20 protein-coding genes are annotated in these 18,438 nt (G+C 63.2%); 5 read left to right on the top strand and 15 right to left on the bottom strand.

The genetic code is table 11. The features are described 5' to 3' along the window. Positions 1–2: 2 nt before the first annotated feature. The 11 genes from GOB94_RS11425 to infA all read right to left on the bottom strand — a co-directional run bounded on the left by GOB94_RS11425 (position 3) and on the right by infA (position 8,759). Positions 3–1,316, bottom strand: a complete 1,314-nt coding sequence (locus tag GOB94_RS11425; protein WP_182276034.1) for an S-adenosylmethionine:tRNA ribosyltransferase-isomerase — start codon at positions 1,314–1,316, stop codon at positions 3–5. A gap of 35 nt (positions 1,317–1,351) precedes the next feature. Then, positions 1,352–1,990, bottom strand: a complete 639-nt coding sequence (locus tag GOB94_RS11420; RefSeq protein WP_182276033.1) for a lysophospholipid acyltransferase family protein — start codon at positions 1,988–1,990, stop codon at positions 1,352–1,354. 249 nt (positions 1,991–2,239) lie between these two features. Continuing rightward, positions 2,240–3,472, bottom strand: a complete 1,233-nt coding sequence (locus GOB94_RS11415) for an ABC transporter permease (protein ID WP_255483876.1) — start codon at positions 3,470–3,472, stop codon at positions 2,240–2,242. Further along, positions 3,465–4,400 carry an ATP-binding cassette domain-containing protein gene (locus tag GOB94_RS11410; RefSeq protein WP_182276032.1) on the bottom strand — a complete coding sequence of 312 codons (936 nt, stop codon included), beginning with the start codon at positions 4,398–4,400 and terminating at the stop codon, positions 3,465–3,467. The genes GOB94_RS11415 and GOB94_RS11410 overlap by 8 nt, the downstream gene beginning before the upstream one ends. Before the next feature lie 180 nt (positions 4,401–4,580). Further along, positions 4,581–5,051, bottom strand: a complete 471-nt coding sequence (gene rplQ / locus GOB94_RS11405; RefSeq protein ID WP_182276031.1) for a 50S ribosomal protein L17 — start codon at positions 5,049–5,051, stop codon at positions 4,581–4,583. Positions 5,052–5,182: 131 nt separating this feature from the next. Continuing rightward, entirely contained in the window at positions 5,183–6,277 is a 1,095-nt protein-coding gene (locus GOB94_RS11400) for a DNA-directed RNA polymerase subunit alpha (RefSeq protein ID WP_182276030.1), read from the bottom strand. Between the two features lie 154 nt (positions 6,278–6,431). After that, positions 6,432–7,064, bottom strand: a complete 633-nt coding sequence (gene rpsD, locus GOB94_RS11395; RefSeq protein ID WP_182276029.1) for a 30S ribosomal protein S4 — start codon at positions 7,062–7,064, stop codon at positions 6,432–6,434. 215 nt (positions 7,065–7,279) lie between these two features. Further along, positions 7,280–7,702, bottom strand: coding sequence for a 30S ribosomal protein S11 (gene rpsK / locus GOB94_RS11390; protein WP_182276028.1), 423 nt, complete (start codon positions 7,700–7,702; stop codon positions 7,280–7,282). A gap of 3 nt (positions 7,703–7,705) precedes the next feature. Beyond that, the gene (gene rpsM / locus GOB94_RS11385; protein WP_182278593.1) at positions 7,706–8,086 is read right to left on the bottom strand and encodes a 30S ribosomal protein S13; all 381 of its coding nucleotides are present in this window, start codon (positions 8,084–8,086) and stop codon (positions 7,706–7,708) included. A gap of 188 nt (positions 8,087–8,274) precedes the next feature. Then, complete coding sequence (gene rpmJ, locus GOB94_RS11380; RefSeq protein ID WP_182276027.1) at positions 8,275–8,388, bottom strand: 50S ribosomal protein L36; 114 nt, start codon at positions 8,386–8,388, stop codon at positions 8,275–8,277. A 152-nt stretch (positions 8,389–8,540) separates the two neighbouring features. After that, entirely contained in the window at positions 8,541–8,759 is a 219-nt protein-coding gene (gene infA / locus GOB94_RS11375; RefSeq protein ID WP_014264250.1) for a translation initiation factor IF-1, read from the bottom strand. Between the two features lie 484 nt (positions 8,760–9,243). Here infA and GOB94_RS11370 point away from each other — a divergent pair, with 484 nt between their 5' ends. Both GOB94_RS11370 and GOB94_RS11365 read left to right on the top strand, forming a co-directional pair. Further along, positions 9,244–9,927, top strand: coding sequence for a hypothetical protein (locus GOB94_RS11370; protein WP_182276026.1), 684 nt, complete (start codon positions 9,244–9,246; stop codon positions 9,925–9,927). Positions 9,928–10,138: 211 nt separating this feature from the next. Then, on the top strand, positions 10,139–10,645 hold the full coding sequence (locus GOB94_RS11365) for a polymer-forming cytoskeletal protein (protein ID WP_182276025.1): 507 nt from the start codon (positions 10,139–10,141) through the stop codon (positions 10,643–10,645). Between the two features lie 73 nt (positions 10,646–10,718). Here the strand turns inward: GOB94_RS11365 and GOB94_RS11360 are convergent, their stop codons facing one another. Then, entirely contained in the window at positions 10,719–11,168 is a 450-nt protein-coding gene (locus tag GOB94_RS11360; RefSeq protein WP_182276024.1) for a VOC family protein, read from the bottom strand. A gap of 74 nt (positions 11,169–11,242) precedes the next feature. Then, positions 11,243–12,889 carry a glycoside hydrolase family 28 protein gene (locus tag GOB94_RS11355; protein ID WP_182276023.1) on the bottom strand — a complete coding sequence of 549 codons (1,647 nt, stop codon included), beginning with the start codon at positions 12,887–12,889 and terminating at the stop codon, positions 11,243–11,245. Positions 12,890–12,975: 86 nt separating this feature from the next. On the opposite strand from GOB94_RS11355, the gene GOB94_RS11350 reads away from it, so the two are divergent. After that, the gene (locus GOB94_RS11350; protein ID WP_182276022.1) at positions 12,976–13,608 is read left to right on the top strand and encodes an FmdE family protein; all 633 of its coding nucleotides are present in this window, start codon (positions 12,976–12,978) and stop codon (positions 13,606–13,608) included. A gap of 420 nt (positions 13,609–14,028) precedes the next feature. Here GOB94_RS11350 and GOB94_RS11345 read toward each other — a convergent pair whose 3' ends face one another. After that, the gene (locus GOB94_RS11345; RefSeq protein ID WP_182276021.1) at positions 14,029–16,098 is read right to left on the bottom strand and encodes a TonB-dependent receptor; all 2,070 of its coding nucleotides are present in this window, start codon (positions 16,096–16,098) and stop codon (positions 14,029–14,031) included. A gap of 82 nt (positions 16,099–16,180) precedes the next feature. Here GOB94_RS11345 and GOB94_RS11340 point away from each other — a divergent pair, with 82 nt between their 5' ends. Further along, on the top strand, positions 16,181–16,525 hold the full coding sequence (locus GOB94_RS11340; protein WP_182276020.1) for a DUF3147 family protein: 345 nt from the start codon (positions 16,181–16,183) through the stop codon (positions 16,523–16,525). Positions 16,526–16,535: 10 nt separating this feature from the next. Continuing rightward, positions 16,536–16,949 (top strand): DUF3147 family protein, encoded by a 414-nt coding sequence (locus GOB94_RS11335; RefSeq protein WP_182276019.1) that lies wholly within the window; start codon positions 16,536–16,538, stop codon positions 16,947–16,949. A gap of 4 nt (positions 16,950–16,953) precedes the next feature. Here the strand turns inward: GOB94_RS11335 and gatA are convergent, their stop codons facing one another. Then, positions 16,954–18,432, bottom strand: a complete 1,479-nt coding sequence (gene gatA, locus GOB94_RS11330; RefSeq protein ID WP_182276018.1) for an Asp-tRNA(Asn)/Glu-tRNA(Gln) amidotransferase subunit GatA — start codon at positions 18,430–18,432, stop codon at positions 16,954–16,956. Positions 18,433–18,438 lie beyond the last annotated feature (6 nt).

The raw sequence follows: 18,438 nt of genomic DNA, 5'->3' as shown, positions 1-18,438 counted from the left end.
GCTTAGGTGATGAGCATGCAGTCGCCATAGGAGAAGAAGTGGTAGCGGGCGGCGACGGCGTGGGCGTAGGCGTGGAGTGTCGCTTCCCTGCCTGCGAAGGCGCTGACGAGCATGAGGAGCGTTGATTGCGGGAGGTGGAAGTTGGTGAGGAGGCCGCCGACTAACTTGAATTGATCGTTGAGGCCCGGTGAGAGGAAGAGGCTGGTGCTGCCGGAGTGCGCGGTGATGGGTTGGCCGGTGCGTTCGGACTCGCGGGCGATGTGTTCGAGGGTGCGGGTGCTGGTGGTGCCTACGGCGATGATGCGGCGGTGGTCGCGCACGGCTTTGTTGATGGCTTCGGCGGTGGCGGCGGGGAGTGTGTAGGGCTCGGCGTGGAGGCGGATGTCTTCGGTGCGGTCGACGCGGATGGGCTGGAAGGTGCCGAGGCCGACGTGGAGTGTTAGGTAGGCGAGTTCGATGCCTCTTTGTTGCAGGGCTTTGAGGATTTCAGGGGTGAAGTGGAGGCCTGCGGTGGGGGCGGCGGCGGAGCCCGCGAGTCCTTCCGGGGCTAAAGCCCCTCGTTCTTTCTGCCCATTGACGGACGGGCTGAAGCCCGTCCCCTTCAAATGTTGTTCGTCCGGTTGGGCGAAGGGCTTGGAATAGACGGTCTGGTAGCGGTTGCGGTCTTCGGGGGTGTTGGGCTGCTGCTTGTCGCGGTGGATGTAAGGCGGGAGTGGGAGGTGGCCGATGCGGTCGAGGATGGCGTAGAAGTCTGCGACAGGGGCGAAGCGGAGCGTGCGCTCGCCGAAGTCGCCGGTGGCTAGGATGGTGGCGGTGAGAGCGGGTCCCTCCGGGGCTAAAGCCCCTGCTTCATGCTGCACTGATTCAGTGGGCTGAAGCCCACTGCTCCCTCCGGACGGGCTGAAGCCCGTCCCCTTCAAAGCCGCGTCTGTTGTGGGCGCCGCGTGGAAGTGAAGGGTTTCGCCGGGTTGGATTTTTTTGGCGGGTTTGACGAGGGCGCGCCAGTCGTTGTGGCCTTCGGGGTTGGGGAGGTGTTCGGTGAGGAGGACTTCGATGTGGCCGGTGGGGGCGGGTGAGTTGTGCTGCGTGTGCAGGCCGGCGCGGGTGGCGAAGAGGCGTGCGGGGAGGACGCGGCTGTCGTTGAGGATGAGGAGATCGCCGGGTTGCAGGAGCGAGGGTAGATCGGTGAAGAGGCGGTCGGTGTAGGCACCGGTGCGGCGGTCGAGGGTCATCATGCGGCTGGCGCCGCGCACGGCGGGGGGCTGCTGCGCGATGAGCTCTTCGGGGAGTGAGTAGTTGAAGTCGGAGACAAGCATAAGGCAGGGAGTAGTGAATAGGGAGTAGAGAGTAGTTAAGAGCTGGCGAGGCGGACGGCTTCGTCGAGGGCGGTTTGTAGCACAGCTAAATCGTTGGGGGAGACGTGTTGGGGCCAGGCGAAGGTGACGGTGGAGAAGGGTTTGGGGATCATGAAGCTGTCCCAGGATTTGAGAGCCCAGAAGCGCGAGGGTTGGGCATGGTAGCAGCCGATCCATTTTGCGTTGCAGAGCTGTGCGAGTTGGACAGGGCCGGATTTGGCGATGTGCGCGGGGCCGCGGGGGCCGTCGGCGGTGAAGGCGCAGATGTGGCCGAAGTTGTAGGCATCGGCCATCTGCTTGAGGGCTGTGGCTCCGCCGCGTGAGCTGGAGCCGCGGATGGCGAGGAAGCCGAGGAGCTCGACGGTGCGGGCGATGAGTTCGCCGTCGAACGAACGCGAGATGAGGATGGCGATGCCCTTGTTGCGGAATCGATGGGCGCTGGTGAGCATCGCTTGATGCCAGAAGGCGAAGATGGTGGGGCCTGGGATGGTGATGCCGACGGGGACGGTGGTGCCGTCGGCGTTGCACGCGTTGATGTCGCGGTAGCGCAGCGTGGCGCCGAGCACGCGGATGAAGAGCGCGGCGAGCGGCGGGATGATCGCGAGCAGGAGGCGCTGTTTGCGGGTGAAGTGCACGTGGGTTAGTGTAGCGGGTTCTCCGGGGCTAAAGCCCGGATCGTTGGCAGGCTTGATTCAGTGGGCTGAAGCCCACTGCTCCCTCCGCGATGCGCTCGCGCCTTTGCGCTTGCTACGGCAAATGCGGGGGGCTCTCCCCTGCGGCCTTCGGTCGAGATGACGAGCGTATGGGTAGTTCGAGCGAGAAGCAGATTCCCTTCGGGAATGACAAACAAAAAAGACCGACGACCGCTGGCGGTACGGGACTGCCTAGCTGTATTTAAGCCAGCGGAGGATCTCGGGAAGGTTGGGCTTTTTGCCGTACATGAGGATGCCGACGCGGTAGATGCGGGAGCTGATCCAGAGGACGGCGTAGATGGTGATGAGGATGAGGCCGATGGAGAGAGCGATCTCCCAGGGCTGCGGCATCGCGATGGAGATGCGGAAGTTCATGAGCAGCGGGGCGCAGAAAGGGATCTGCGAGACGATGCGCGCAAGCAGCGAGTTGGGGCTGGTGATGAGCACCGGCAGCATGCCCATGCTGAGGAAGAGCGGCATCATGAGGAACATGTTGAGCTGCTGGAGCTCCTGCTCGGAGTTGGTCATGGCGCCGAGTGCGGCGGCGACCGAGGAGTAGAGCGCGTAGCCGAGAGCGAAGTAGACGATGAAGAAGATGATCTGCGTGGAGCTGATGGTAATGCCGCTCATGCTGCCGGCCTGCGCGGCGAAGAGGAGCGCGGCGGCCATCCAGATGGCGACCTGCGTGAGGCCGACGGAGCCGACGCCGAGGATCTTGCCGGCGAGGAGCTCGTCGGGCTTGATGGTGGCGAGGAGGACTTCGAAGACGCGCGAGGTCTTTTCTTCAATGATGGAGCGCGCGACGTTCATGCCGTAGAGCAGCACGACCATGTACATAAGGAAGAAGAGCGTATAGGCGACGAAGAACGACTGCCGGGAGTTGGTATGCTTGCCGTTGGCGCCGATGACGTTGACGGTGACGGGGGCCATGAGCGCTTTGGCTTCGTCGGCCGGGATGTTGTGCGCGGCGAGGAACTCGCGGGTGAGGACGGTTTGGAGCGCGGATTTGATGGAGTCGCTGGTGGCGATATCGGCTGAGGAGCGCGGGGTGAAGTCGAAGGTGGGGCGGTGCGAGGCGCCATCGGACGCGGACGTTTGCGTGATGACGAGGTAGCCGTCGAGCTGCTTGTTAGCGATCTGTTGATCGAGTGCGGCGGTCGAACCGGGCGGGAGGAGATCGACGGTCATGCTGGTGTCGTCGCCGTGCTCGAGAGACTTCTTGAGGTCCTGCGCGGGCTGCGGCTGTGAGGCGACGATGGCGATGTGTGCGGTGGTCTTGCTCTTAGAGGCGATGGCCGCGATGCCGAAGATGCCGCCGCCCATGAGCGCGGGAATAAGCACGGTGGAGATGATGAAGGCCTTGGTGCGGATGCGCTCGGTGTACTCACGCTTGGCGATGAGCATGACGTTGTGCAGGCTAGCCATCGAGTTGAACTCCTTCTGCCGCGGCTTCGCCGAAGCTGGCGCGGACGTGTTCGATGAAGATGTCTTCGATGGTGGGCTCGACGACCTCGAAGCGAGTGATCTGCGTGCCGCGGGCGATAGCTTCTGCAAGCAGTGGCTGGGCGGCAGCTTCGCTGGTGAGTTGGAGGTCGGCGCCGCCGGCGTGGAGCTTGGTGGCGGTGACGGCAGGGTTGCGGAGGAAGCTGTCGTCGCCGGTGTAGGCGATGTGCATGCGGTTGCGCGGGTACTGCGATTTGACCTCGCGCATGGTGCCAGAGAGGAGCAGCTTGCCGCGGGAGATGAGTGCGATGCCGTCGCACATGCGCTCGATCTGGTCCATGCGGTGCGTGGAGAAGAGGACAGTCTTGCCGCTGCGGCGGAGGTCGGAGAGGGTTTCCATGAGGAGCGCGCCGTTGACGGGGTCGAGGCCGGACATGGGCTCGTCCATGATGATGAGCTCGGGCTCGTGGAGCAATGCGGCGATGAACTGGATCTTCTGCTGCATGCCTTTGGAGAGCTCTTCGGTCTTCTTGGGCATGGCCTCGGTAATCTGGAGGCGCTCGCACCAGGAGGTGGCGCGTTGGCGGGCGACGGTTTCGGTGAGACCGTTGAGCTGGCCGAGGAAGATGAGCTGGTCGAGCACCTTCATCTTCTTGTAGAGGCCGCGCTCCTCCGGAAGGTAGCCGATGCGGTGCAACAGGCTGCGCGAAAACGGCTGGCCGAAGAGACTGACAGTGCCGGAGTCGGGGACCGTCATGCCGATCATCATGCGGATGGAGCTGGTTTTGCCCGAGCCGTTGGGGCCGAGGAGGCCGAACATGGTGCCGGGTTCGATGGAGAGTGTGAGGCCTTCAACCGCGACCTTGGACTCATAGACCTTGCGGATGTTCTGGAGTTCGACGATGGCCATGCTGTGTGTAGTTTAGCGCAGGGATGGCAGACGTCTGTGCCAGGGTCAAACGCAGGTCTCTCCACTGCGCTTCGCTTCGGTCGAGATGACACTTCATGGGTGGTTCGCGGATCATGTGCGCAAAAGCAAAGGCGCGTCCGAAGACGCGCCTTTGTGGTGTTGCCATCTCCCGGGGAGGGGTTACTTGGTGTCGTCGCCTGCGGCGGTGTTGGACTCCTCGAGCTGCTTCTGGAGTTCCTCGCGGCGCTTGTTGCGGGCTTCTTCGCGCTTGGCTGCCTTGTCGGAGAGCTCCTGCTCGGCGCCGAGGAGCTCGATGAAGGCCATCTCGGAGCTGTCGCCCTTGCGGACGCCGGTGCGGACGATGCGGCTGTAGCCGCCGTTGCGGTCAGCGTAGCGCGGGGCCACGATCTTGAAGAGGCGGTCGACGGACTCGGGCGTCATGAGGTACGCCAGCGCCTGACGGCGGGCGTGGACGCTGCCGTTCTTGCCGAGGGTGATCATCTTCTCGACGATGGGGCGGGTCGCTTTGGCCTTGGTAATGGTGGTGTGGCAGCGGTCGTTGAGAATGATGGAGGTGACGAGGTTGCGCAGAAGAGCGCGACGGTGAGAAGTGTTGCGGCCGAGCTTGAAGCCGCCATTACGATGACGCATGATAAGTCTCCTTCGGTCCAGCTTTTGCTGTCGACCGGACTACGGTGGTGCGGGGTTAGTGGCGCAGCGGGGGAGAAGCAGATTCCTCCGCTGCGCTACGGAATAACAAGATCCAAGGGAAGTGCTGCTCCTTAGAAGTTTTCGGGCTCGTGGCCGAGGTCGAGATCGTCGTCCTCGTCGTCTTCATCCTCGTCGTCGAAGCTGCCGTAGCTGGCGGCGAGGGTGGCGGCGGGGAGAACCGAGGTTGGGCCTGGGACCGGGTTGCCCTGCTCGTCGATCTTCATGCCGAGCGAGAGGCCCATCTGCGCGAGGATTTCCTTGATCTCGTTCAGCGACTTGCGGCCGAAGTTCTTGGTCTTGAGCATCTCGGCTTCGGTCTTCTGGATGAGCTCGCCGATGGTGGAGATGTTCGCGTTCTTGAGGCAGTTGTAGCTGCGCACGGAGAGCTCAAGCTCTTCGACGGAGCGGTTGAGGTTCTCGTTGCGGATGGCGGGGCCATCGCCGAGACCGTCCGAACCCGCTTCGAGCTCTTCCTCGAAGTTGATGAAGATGGTCATGTGGTCCTTGAGGAGCTTGGCCGAGAGGCCGAGAGCGTCCGCGGGGAGCACGGAACCGTTGGTCCAGATCTCGAGCGAGAGCTTCTCGTAGTCGGTGATCTGGCCGAGACGCGCAGCCTCAACAAGGTAGTTGACCTTGCGGACGGGCGAGTGGACGGAGTCGACGGGGATGAAGCCGATGCCGAGATCGGAGTCGAAGTTCTTGTCGGCCGAGACGTAGCCACGGCCGCGCTTGAGGCGCATCTCCATGTCGATACGGCCGCCTTCGGAGATGGTGCAGATGTAGACGTTGGGATCGAGGATCTCGACGTCGGAGTCAGCCTCGATCATGCCGGAGGTGACGACGCCGGCGGCGTCCGAGCGGAGGTAGAGGGCCTTGGGGCCTTCGCCGTTGAGCTTGAACGGGATCTGCTTGAGGTTGAGGATGATGTCGGTCGCGTCTTCGACCACGCCGGTGATGGACTGGAACTCGTGCAGCACACCCTCGATGCGAACCGCCGTGACGGCAGCGCCCTCGATGGACGAGAGCAGCGTGCGACGCAGTGCGTTGCCGATAGTGGTGCCGAAGCCGCGCTCAAAGGGCTGCGCGGAGAACTTACCGTGGGTGGGGGTCAGCGACTCCTGGTCGACGGCGAGACGCTTGGGCTTTTGGAAACCTCTCCAGAGCATGGGTACATCCTTTCTTCACCGCACACGCGAAGCACTCTGCGTGGCTGGTGGTGTTGCGGGTTGTGAAACGCTAGGGAATAGGGAGTAGAGAATAGGGAGTAGAACAGCGGTCTTTTGCTATTCCCTATTCCCTGTTCCCTATTCCCTGCTCCTGTTACTTGCTGTACAGTTCCACGATCTGCTGCTCGTTGACCGGGATCTGGATGTCTTCACGCTTGGGCAGACCGATGATCTTGCCCGAGAGGCTGTCCGAGGCGATCTCGATCCAGCTGACGCGGCCGAGGCCGGCGGCGAAGTCGCGCGAGTTGGCGAGCATGGTGAGTTCCTTGGACTTCTCGCGGATGGCGATGACGTCGCCAACCTTGACCTGGAAGCTGGGGATGTTCACCTTGCGGCCGTTGACGGTGACGTGACCGTGACGGACGACCTGACGCGACTGGCGGCGCGAGAGCGCGAAGCCGAGGCGGTAGGCGACGTTGTCGAGACGGGTCTCAAGCTGCTGGAGCAGGAGCTCGCCGGTGACGCCGGTGCGGTTGGCGGCCTTCTCGTAGTAGGCGCGGAACTGGGTCTCGAGCGTGAAGTAGATGCGCTTGGCCTTCTGCTTCTCGCGGAGCTGCAGGCCGTAGCCGACGAGCTTCTTGACCTTCTTGGACTGGCCGTGCTGGCCAGGGGCGAAGTTGCGCTTTTCAACGGGGCACTTCTCAGTGAAGCACTTTGCGCCCTTGAGGAAGAGCTTTACGCCGTCGCGGCGGCAGAGGCGGCAGACGGGTCCTGTGTAACGTGCCATTTGTTTCTCCTAGACTTCTAGTGTCGATCGCTTTACGGGCGGCGTTGCCCTTCGTCACGATCCGGGTTGAAGGCTGCGGGCTAAAGCCCGCAGCTGATATTGAAAAGGTCGCCGTGATTGTCGGGGCTAAAGCCCCGACCTACCGGTTCGTGCCTCAGCGAGCCTTTGAGGTGAATCCAAAGAACGCTGCGCAAGAGCCGGCGTGAGCCAGAGGCTCAGACGCGGCGGCGCTTGGGCGGACGGCAGCCGTTGTGCGGCATGGGCGTGACGTCCCGGATGGAGCGAACGTCGATGCCGGCGGCTGCGAGAGCGCGGATCGCGGACTCACGGCCGGAGCCGGGACCCGAGACGCGCACGTCGACCGCACGGAGGCCGTGGTCGCGAGCGGCGGTGGCCGCGTTGACGGCTGCCTGCTGCGCCGCGAACGGCGTGCCCTTACGCGAACCGCGGAAGCCGAGCGAGCCCGAAGACTTCCAGGAGAGCGTGTTGCCCTGCTGGTCGGTGATGGTGACGATGGTGTTGTTGAAGCTGGCCTGGATGAAGACGAGACCAAATGGAACGTTCTTCCGCTCGCGCTTCTTGAACTTCTTGTTCTTGCCGACCTTCGCGCCGGTACCCTTATTCTGTGACTTTGCCATGGGTTACTTCGTCGCTTTCTTCTTACCGGCAACGGTTCCCTTGCGGGGGCCCTTGCGGGTACGAGCGTTGGTGTGGGTGCGCTGGCCGCGAACAGGGAGCGAGCGGCGGTGGCGGAGACCACGGTAGGACTGGATTTCGATGAGGCGCTTGATGTTGAGCGAGATCTCCTTGCGGAGGTCGCCCTCGATGCCGCCCTGCTCTTCGATAACGCCACGAATCTTGTTGAGCTGGTCCTCGTCAAGCGAGGCCATCTTGGCGAGGGGGTCGATGCCGGCCTTCTCAAGGATCTTGAGGGCGCGGGGATCGCCGATGCCGTAGATGTATGTGAGGGCGATGCGAGCCTGCTTGTTACCGGGCAGGTCGACGCCAGCGATACGGGCCATGGTGTGCCTTTCGGTTGGGCCTCCGGAGCTTAGCCGGGTGGGCGGGTTGAGGGTTGAACGGCTGACGGCGGTGTTCTGCTGTCTCCCCGGGTTCATCGCAAGCCTTGACTTCGGCTAACTCGCCCGGTGGGGCCGTAAAGACAGGGAATAGGGAGTAGGGAGTAGAAAACTCCGCTACGCCGGATTGACTAGCCCTGGCGCTGCTTGTGCTTGGCGTTCTCGCAGATGACGCGCACGACGCCCTTGCGGTGGATCACCTTGCACTTGTCGCAGATCGGCTTTACTGATGCACGGACCTTCATTGTGAATCCCTTCTTGATGCCCTCAGGGGCTAAAGCCCCGTCGGAAGGTGACGCCTTGATTGTCACGGCTAAAGCCGTGACCTACCGATTTTTGCCACCGCGATAGTTTGCGGAACAAGCCACGCGATTCTGTGGCCTTCGGTCAGAAACCGCTACTTGTAGCGGTAGACGATGCGGCCACGGTTCAGATCGTAGGGGCTGAGCTCGATAGCAACCCGGTCGCCGGGGAGGATGCGGATGAAGTTCTTGCGCATGCGGCCCGATACGTGCGCGAGAACCTGATGCTTGTTCTCAAGCTCGACCTTGAAGAGCGCGTTGGGCAGCGTCTCAACGACGACAGCCATTACTTCAATTGCATCTTCCTTCGACAAACAGTCTCCTTCGATAGACGCCGCGAGCGACAAACGTGCCGCTGCATCCATCTGCTTTCATTCCCTGCAAGCTGTTTCGTGGGCTTCTGATAGTCCCGCTACAGCCGCGAGGGCCAGCAGGGGACGGCGGAAGGTACACGCACCATCTGCAAGTGTATAGAAAAGACAGTGATTTGGGAAGAGCTGAGCGGGAGATCTGAAGGCTAATTAGACGGTAAAACGGCGGGGGTGCCTATCGGAGACAGGGACGACGTCTTGGTTGGGGTGGAAATGGTTTATTTCCAGTATTTTAGGGTTCGGCCTCGTGGCCAAGCGGCGTGGTCGCAGGCTTTGGCGTGACGATGAGCCTGGCGGCGGTGCTGCCGTCAAAGCTAGTCGTCCAGACGGAGGCTGGAATTTGCATCAGTAGTCGAAAATGTTGAGAGAGGGCTTGCGACGCCTGAACCTCTGTTCGCGAAGATGAAGAGTCTGCTAGGCTGCACGGATGCAGACCCTGCGACTGGCTGTTGTGCCACTGCTGCTCTTCTTTTTCTGTGCCACGTTGGTGGCGGCGGTTCCGAAGGTCCATAGCGTGACGCTGGGACCTTCGCGACATGTTCCGTATACGCCTCCCGAGGCGAACCCTGACAACAAGAGCGATGAGGCCACGACGCTGCGCGTGCGCGGGCTGTTTGTGGACGACCGGCAACGGGAGTGGACAGTCGGCGAGATGCACGAGGTGACCGACCGCTCGTTTGTGATCCGGAGGGCGCTGCGGATCAACGATGCGCTGCCGGGCGAGAGCATACGGTGGTCGTGGCAGCCGGGGCCGTGGCTGCTGGTTGACCGCGTGACCGGGCATATTACTGCGCTGCACCTGCCGTCGTATGACCCGGATGTTTCGGATGCGGTGTGGTTTCGGGACTATGCGGCGTACTGCGGTGTGGCGACGACGGGCAAAGGCGGACTGGTGGCCGTTGTTGCCGAGTTAGGTACGCGCAAGGCAGTCGTGCAGAAGGTTATCGGACCCTGGCCGATGGCGAATGCGCCGCATCCCGTGTGCTCGCCGGCGAAGTGGCAGCGGACGCCGATCCGCGTAACGTTTGATTTAACTGCGGGTGAATCAATGACGCTGGATGTGCTGGGTGCAAGCTCGTTCATCGAAGAGGGCGAGAGCAGTGACCAGTGACGAAAGACCACTGCCGAGGCAACCCTTTCGTCGGCTGAAATTCTTGTGGTAATCAGGATTTTTCAGACGAACTTCACAGCCACAGTGTGTTGTGGAGGTAGTATCGTGGGAACAGAACGGGACTGGAGCGCTGTGATACGCGCGGCGAGCGTAGCGTTTGGTACCGGCCTATCGATCTCCCCCTCAGACAACGAAAGGAACTTAGAGAGACATGTGGAAACCGAACCAGCCTGCAACACCTTCGACTCCGCCCACTGATCCAGCGCGTTCTGCTACGCCTGCCGGGGGAGCCAGTTTTGACGCTCGCAGCGCCGCCGGGGCTCCCGGCGATCAGGCGACCATTGGCAAAAGCCTTGTAGTGAAGGGCGAGATTTCGGGCGCTGAGTCGTTGTATATCGACGGCAAGGTGGAAGGCTCGATCAACCTGCCGGGCAACCGGGTGACGGTTGGCCGCAATGGCCAGGTGGCAGCAACGATCCTGGCGCGCGAGATTGTGGTGCTGGGTAAGATTCGCGGCAACTGCCAGGCCACTGACCGCGTGGACATCCGCGCTGAAGGCTCATTGACCGGCGACGTGATCGCGGCACGAATCTCGATCGAGGACGGCGCGTTCTTCAAGGGCGGTATCGACATCCGCAAGCCGGGCGCAGAGCCGAAGAATGGCAGCACGGCGACACCGGCGACGACCACGCCTGAGCCCGCTCCGGCTGAAGCGTAGACGCAAGTTCACTGCAGATGCGAAGAGCCCCGGCGATGACCGGGGCTCTTCTGCGTTTGAGTGGTGGTGGCGATTATTCCTTTGCCGCGGCTTCGAGCGTGGCGATGTCGAGCTTGATCATCTTCATCATTGCGACCAAGGCCTTGGGGTGGCTGACGAGCTCGGTGATGTTGTGCGGGACGACTTGCCAGCAGACACCGAAGTTGTCCTTGATCCAACCACAGGCGATTGGTGTGCCGCTGAACTTTTGCCAGTAGTCGTCGAGCTCGGCCTGCGAGTTGCAGGTGATGGTGAAAGAGAATGCCTCCGAGAGCTGGTGCGCGGGGCCGCCGTTGATGAATGTTACCTGCTGGCCTTCGATTTCGATAGCGATGGTAAGGAGAGCGCCCGCGGGCATAGATGGGATGTCCACAGCAGCACGCAGCTCGCTCAGCTTTTTGGAGTTCGGAAAGATCGAGAGGTAGAAGTTCGCGGCATCTTCGGCGTTGTTGTTGAACCAGAGGAAGGGTGTGATCTTGTTCATGGCAGCGGCCCTCGATGACTATTCCATCCGGCATCCATAATAATCCCGTGGATGCCGGATGGATTGAGGAGGCGCTAGAGGACCTTGTCGTCGGCCTTTTCGAGCGTCGCGTCTTTGGCGGCGCGGCTCCAGAGGATGCGGAGGTCGGTGACGTTGTGCAGTGAGAAGTTAGGCTGCGGCGGGGCGGTGACGGCGAAGAAGTCGGCGCGATGCACGTCTTCGAGCCAGAAGGCAGGGCGAGGGTCGGGATTGGCGGGGGCGATCTCTACGTGCGAGGCCTCGAAGTTTTTGAGGTGGCGGACGAAGAGGCCGTTGCAGGGTGTCGGGCCGAAGCGGAGGAGCTCCGGGTAGGCGTCTTCGATCTCGGGAACCTGGATGGTGTGCCAATCAGGCATGGGCTTGGAGTTTTCGCCCCAGCCGATCTTCATGTCCTTGGGCAGGCCGTGGTGGCCGAAGTAGCAGTTGGAGAGCTTGACGTCTTCGATGAGGTTTTCGGGAATGCCAGAAAGGATCGAGGCTGTCGAAGATGCCGAGTTGTAGCTGACGAGATCGGCGATGATGACGCGGCGCAGGGTGCCGGGGCGCAGGGTCTCCTTGGGGTTGCGGTTGCGGCGGTTGAGGCGCAGGAAGAGCGGCGCGTCGACGCAGTCGCGGAAGGTATTGCCAGTTACGGTGATGTCTTCGCAGTAGGCGCCGTCGGAGGTTTCGAGCGAGATGCCTTTACAGCCTTCGATGACGTTGCCGGTGATGGTGATGTTGCGGAAGCCGCCGTTGGACTCCGTGCCGCACTTGATGCGGCCGTTGCGCGGGACGTGTGCGTCGTCAGGGAACTTCTTCCAGGTGCCGTCGGCGACAGAGCCGAGGTCGTAGTAGCCGGAGACAAAGTTGTTGGAGATGGTGACGTTGTCGGTGGAGCGCGCGTAGCCGAGGGCGTAGCTGGACTTGGGGCAGATGGCGTCGTCCCAGGGGGAGTTGACAGTGCAGTTGGAGACGCGGACGTTGCGGCAGCAGTCGATGTCGAAGCCGTCGCGGTCGGTGTCGATGAGGAGGTTGTCGAGCGTCATGTTGTCAACGCCGGTGGCGAGCAGAGCGAAGTGGCCGCCCTTGAGGACGGTGAAGTCGCGCAGAAGGACGTTGTGACAGAGCTTGAGCGCGATGGACTTGTTGCCGACGCCAGCCTGCTCCGCAACGAAGCCGCCGGTGCCGCTGCGGATGCCCTTGGTGCCGTTGCTGAGGCCCTTGCCGTGGATGAGGCCGGGGCCCTGGATGGAGATGTTGTGCAGGTTCTCGCCATAGAAGAGCGAGTTCTTCCAGTGGTTGTGGCCGTAGTCCTGGTAGGGCGTCCAGGGGTCGTTGGGCTCGGCTGCGTCGTAGGTGCCGCCGTTGTAGCCGGTGGTCTCGCCGGGTTTGGGTGAGTCGGCGGCGAGGATGGTGCAGCCCTGCGAGAGATAGAGCGCGATGTTGGACTTGAGGCGGATGGTAAAGCAGACATAAGTGCCTGCGGGGAAGACGAGCGTGCCACCGCCGGCGGCGGCGACGGCCTCAATGGCCTTGTTGATGGCGGGGCTGTCGACGGTCTTGCCGTCTCCTGTGGCACCGTAGGTGCGGACGTTGAAGAGGGCTTCCGCAGCGGAGGGCGCGGGCGACTGCGCGAACGCAACGTGACCGACGGTGGAGGCTAGGGCGAGGGGCGAGAGTTTGAGCAGATCGCGGCGTTGCATAGTGCGGAGAATCCTAGCAGGAATGGTTTACAGGTGGAAAACTGGTCTGACCGGCAAGGCAATTTTGCGAGGACTAGGATGGAAGGATGGCGGCTGGGCTGGATGAACTATTGCATGAGGCGGAGGTCGCGCATGGGCATCTGTGCGCGGGGCAGATTCTGGGTGTGCGGATGGCGATGCTGGCGCTGGAGCGGCTGGGGATCGATGACCCGAGGAAGCGACTGCTGGCGAACGGAGAGCTGAATCCGGACCGGAAGCGGCTGGTGACGTTTGTGGAGATCGACCGGTGCGCTACGGACGCGATCGGCGTGGTGACAGGATGCCGCGTAGGCAAGCGGGCATTGAAGCTGCGCGACTGGGGCAAGATGGCCGCGACGTTCGTTGACCTGAGCGCGGAGGTGGAGCCGAACGTCTACAAAGGGCTGCGCGTGGTGGCGCTCGAGAGCTCGAAGGGGAGAGCAAAGGAGCTGTATCCGGAGTTGGAGAAGAACGCGCAGCAGATGAAGGCGTATCGCGAGATGCCGGATGCGGATTTGTTCGGCGAACAGTGGGTGCGCGTACCACTGCCGGCGAGTGAGTTTCCGGGATACAAGGGGCAGCGCGTGGCCTGCGCGCGGTGCGGTGAAGGCGTAAATTTCGACCGCTATGTGGAACGCAATGGCGAGCGGTTATGTCTGGCGTGCGCGGATGCGGAGACGGCTTACTATCGGGCGTTGTGATGCCGGAACAATGATGCGGGGACGGCGAAGCCGCTCCGGGAAGGGAGCGGCTTCGCGAACGCCCTTTGTGGGCAGATGCGTTTGCAGTATGCTGAGTCCCCCCCTCCCCTATGTAGCAGCGCTTTCCAGCAGAATCAGCGACTTACGGGGTGATCCCGGGAGTAAGTGGCTGATTCTATATATAGTTGCGGGTATGATATGGGAAAGAAAGGGGATAATGGGAAGATGATGGTGGATAGAGCCAGCTGGGTGCGGGTTTAGGGTTTCAGATTGCCAGTTCCCAGTTTGCCAGTGGGCCAGTTTATCTCCTAGTTCCAGTATAGAAGGCGGAAGAGGGGAAAATGTTTTTGGTTTTTGGAGCTTAGTGGTTTGGTTTGTTGGGATTGCGGTGAGTGCAGCGGCTGGAGGGGTTGACAGCGTTCAGCGGGAGAAGGTGTAGCGGAGGCCAGCCTGCACGAGGCGAGGCGCGGCGAGCGTGAGGATGGGCGTGCGGCCCGCGTCGATGGTGCGGTTGAGCAGGTTCTGCGCGGAGGCGTAGATAGAGAGGCCGTGCGTGAGGCTGCGGTCAGCGGAGAGGTCGAAGCGGGCGTAGGGGTGGAGGAGAAACTGGTTCGCGGCGTCGTCGTAGGTGTGGCCGGTGTAGCTGGCGATGAGGTGCAGATTGGCGATCGTGCTGTTCCCTGCCCTGGCTGCGTAGTTGGCGGTGGCGGTGAAGGACTCGCGTGGGACTTCGGGAATCCAGTTGCCGGTGAGGTTCGCCTGCGCGGGTGACGAGGAGTTGAACGCAGTAACGGTAGCGATAGCGAACTGATAGCCGAAGGTGGTGTCGAAGGAGTGCCAGCGGGCGGTCTGGGCTTCGAGCATGAGGCCGCGGCTGCGGATCTGGCCGAGGTTCTGGCGCTGGAGAAGCTGCGTGGTGGGGGTCTGCGAGAGCTCGACGGCGGAGATGGGGCGATTGACCTCCGTCCAGAAATAGGTGGCCCGGATGTGGGCGAGCGCTGCTGCGTACTCGCCACCGAACTCGAAGCCGGTGGCGCGTTCGGCGAGCAGCGAGTTGTTGGCGAGAGTGATCTGCTGGCCGACCTGGCCGGTGCTGTAAAGCTCGTTCATGGTGGGGCCGCGAAAGGCACGGAATGCGTTGGCGGTGAGCGCGAGGTTGTGCGGCAGGGTACGAACGATGCCAAGGTGCGGTGAGGCGAAGAGCTCGTCAAGCTCGGGGAGCGGTGTGGTGCTGGGGGTATTGGATGCGGTCTGCTGTGCGTTGAGGGTGCGGAAGGAATCGATGCGGATGGAGCCGGAGAGTGACCAGTGCTTCGGCTGCCAGATGGCGTCGAGGTAGCCGCCCGTCTCTCGCTGACGAGCGGAGATGCTGGTGGTAACAGCGGTGGCTGTGGCGGTTTCGTCGGCGGTGGCACGGATATCGTGGAGGTCAAAGCCGAGAGCGGCGGTGAGCGAGGATGCGAGGGTATGTGAGGCCTGCGCCACGAGGCCGAGCTCGTCGGTGGGAATGCGATGCAGCTTGGTGAGGGTTTCGGAGTTGCGGTTCGCTGCGATGGCGGAAAAACTCTGGCGGTAGGACTCGCGTGAGCCGAAGAGGCGGAGGCTTTCGTGGCTGCTCGCGGTGTCGGCGTCGAGACCGCCGAGGTAACGCCAGAGGCGCGTGCCGTTGGTCTGGAGCGGGGTGCCGTTGCCGCGGGACTCGTTGAGGATGTTGCCGAGGAGGAAGGCGCGGATGGGTGTCTGCGGTGGGGTGAAGAAGGCGAGGCGGCCGCTCTGCTGGAAGACGTTGGAGGGAATGTCGACGGTGCCGCGGAAGGCGGGCGCGGTGGAGATATAGCCACCGGTGGAGAGCGCGCTGAAGGCTCCGAGGGTAGAGAGTGCGTGAGATGTTGTGGTGAGGAGGAGGTCGCCGAGGGCGGAGTTTTCGGTGGCTCCAGCGGTGTCGGCGGCGAGGGTGAGGGAGTGCGCGCTGGGAGTGAGTGGCTCGACGGCGATGACGCCGCCAATCGCGCTGGAGCCGTAGAGATCGGCTGATCCTCCGCGGAGGAGCTCGACTTGCTGGATGGCGAGGGTGGGAATCTCGTCCCAGTGAATCCAGCCGCCAAAGGGGTCGTTGAGGGGAACCTGGCCGGACTCGACGAGGGTGCGCGATGCCGCTGTGCTGCCGAGGCCGCGAAGGCTGATGCCTTCGGTGGTGGGGTTGGCCGTCCAGGAGCTGGTGCGGCGGAAGAGCTGGAAGCCGGCGACGGAGTGGAGGCGGTCGTCGAGGGTGAGGCCGGAGGCCTGCTGCAACTGCTGCGAGGAGAGTGTGGCGACACTGGTGGCGCTGTCCGTGATGCCGGGAAGGCCGCGGTCGGCGGTGACGGTGATGGTGTCGTGCGCGGTGGGCGGCGAGGACGGGCGTGCTAGAGTGGTGGTCGATTGCGGCGTCTGCGCCGAGATGGTGAGCGGAGATAGCACGAGCACGGCAAGTGGGACCGATAGACGCATGTCTACAAGATTCTCATGCCCTGAGGGCGAGCCTGTTGCGAGTGGATGAACGCTTTGCGCGGTGAGTGCAAGAGGAGACTATGTGATCGACTTACTGCTGCGATTTTTGATTGGAGGGATGGTGGTGACGGTGTTCTCCGTGGTGGGCGACACGGTGAAACCGGAGAGCCTAGGCGGCGTGTTCGCAGCGGCCCCGACGATTGCGATGGCGACGGTGGCGCTGACGCTGCATGAGCGAGGCGCGGGATATGTGTCGATGGAGGGGCGGTCGATGGTGGCGGGGGCCGCGGCGTTCTTTGTATATGCGTGCGCGGTGAGTTGGGTGATGATGCGGCGGAAGACAGACGCCCTGCCGACGGCAACCGTGCTGCTGATGGTGTGGCTGGGTACGGCGGCGACGCTTTGGGCCGTCTGGTTAAGGAGGTAGCGGGTTGCGGATGAGGCTGAGGTTCGATTCGCTGCGTGAGACGACGCTGGCGGAGTATGCGCGGCACTTTGTGGCAGGCGGCCTGGTGACGGTGGCTGCGAGCCTGATCGCGAGGCGCTATGGCGCGGTGATCGGCGGAATGTTTATGGCGTTTCCGGGAATCTTTCCACCGAGCATCAGCCTGGTGGAGAAGCACAAGCGGGAGCGCGAGGCGGCGCAGGGCTTTGAGGGCGTACGTGCCGCGCGAGCCGAGGCAAGTGTGGAGGCTGCAGGGGCATCTGCCGGAGCTGCGGGGTTAGGTGCGTTTGGACTGGTGCTGTGGAAGGGCCTGGGGACGCATCCGCTGACGCCGGTGCTGGTTGTAGCGCTGATGGCGTGGCTGGTGGTGTCGTGCACGATGTGGTGGCTGCGCGAGAGGCTGTAAAGAACTAGCGCGGCTGCGCGGACTCGATCGCAGCGCCGATGCGGAGCATGGTGGACTCGTCGAAGTGTTTGCCGAGGACCTGAACGCCGATGGGGAGGCCGGCCTGCGTGGTGCCGCAGGGGACGGACATGCCGCAGATGCCTGCGAGCGACGCGGCGACCGAGTAGATGTCTTCGAGGTACATCTGGAGCGGGTCGTCGGTCTTTTCGCCGAGCTTGAAGGCGGGCGTAGGGGTGACGGGGCAGACGAGGGCGTCGACCTGGGTGAAGGCGGTGAGGAAGTCGCGCGTGAGCAGCGTGCGGACCTGCTGCGCCTTCTTGTAGTACGCGTCGTAGTAGCCGGCGGAGAGGACATAGGTGCCGAGAAGGATGCGGCGCTTGACCTCGGGGCCGAAGCCTTCGTCGCGCGACTTGCGGTACATGTTGGCGAGCGTGTCGGAGTCGGCGCTGCGATGGCCAAAGCGGACGCCGTCGAAGCGCGAGAGGTTGGAGCTGGCCTCGGCTGTGGCGATGACGTAGTACGTTGGCACGGCGTAGCGCGTGTGCGGGAGCGAGACCTTGTGGATGGTGCAACCGGCAGCCTTGAGGGCGTCGAGAGACTTCTCGATGGCGGCGCGGATCTCGGGGTCGAGGCCTTCGCCGAAGTACTCCTCGGGCACGCCGATGCGGAGGCCAGCGACTGGCTTGGCGAGATCGGCGGTATAGCTGGCGACGGGCTGCGTGCTGGAGGTCGCGTCCATCTCGTCGGGGCCAGCGAGGACTTCGAGGAGCGTGGCGGCGTCCTGCACGGTGTGCGTGAAGGGGCCGATGCGGTCGAGCGAAGAGGCGAAGGCGATCAGGCCGTAGCGAGAGACGCGGCCGTAGGTGGGCAGCACGCCGACGACTCCGCAGAAGGCAGCAGGCTGGCGGATGGAGCCGCCGGTGTCGGTGCCGAGCGAGGCAGTGCAGAGACCCGCGGCTACCGCGGCGGCTGAGCCACCGGAGGAGCCTCCGGGGACGCGGTCGAGGGCGCGCGGGTTGTGCACGGGCCCGTAGGCAGAGTTCTCGTTGGAGCTGCCCATGGCGAACTCGTCGCAGTTGAGCTTGCCGAGCAGGACGGCGCCTGCGGCTTCGAGCTTCGCGACTGCAGTCGCGTCGTAGGGCGGGTGGTAGCCCTTGAGAATCTTCGACGCCGCAGTGGCGGGAGCGCCTTTGAGGGTGAGGACGTCCTTGATACCGATGGGGACACCAGCGAGCGGGCCGAAGGGCTCGCCAGCCTTGACGGCAGCGTCAACCTTCGCAGCTTGCGCGAGCGCGCGGTCCTGCGTAAGCGCGAGGTAGCTATGCACCTCGGGATCGGCGGCGGCGATGCGCTGGTAATAGCTTTCAGCGAGCGCGGTAGCCGTGGTGGTGCCGCTGGCGACCGCATTGCGTGCGGCAGCGAGGGTGAGGGTCGCGAGCTCGGAGTTTACAGACGACTTGAGTGCGTTCGGCGATTCGGGCATTGGTGC

The organism is Granulicella sp. 5B5 (assembly GCF_014083945.1).
Lineage (GTDB): Bacteria > Acidobacteriota > Terriglobia > Terriglobales > Acidobacteriaceae > Granulicella.
This window is presented reverse-complemented; position numbering and strand designations above follow the sequence as displayed.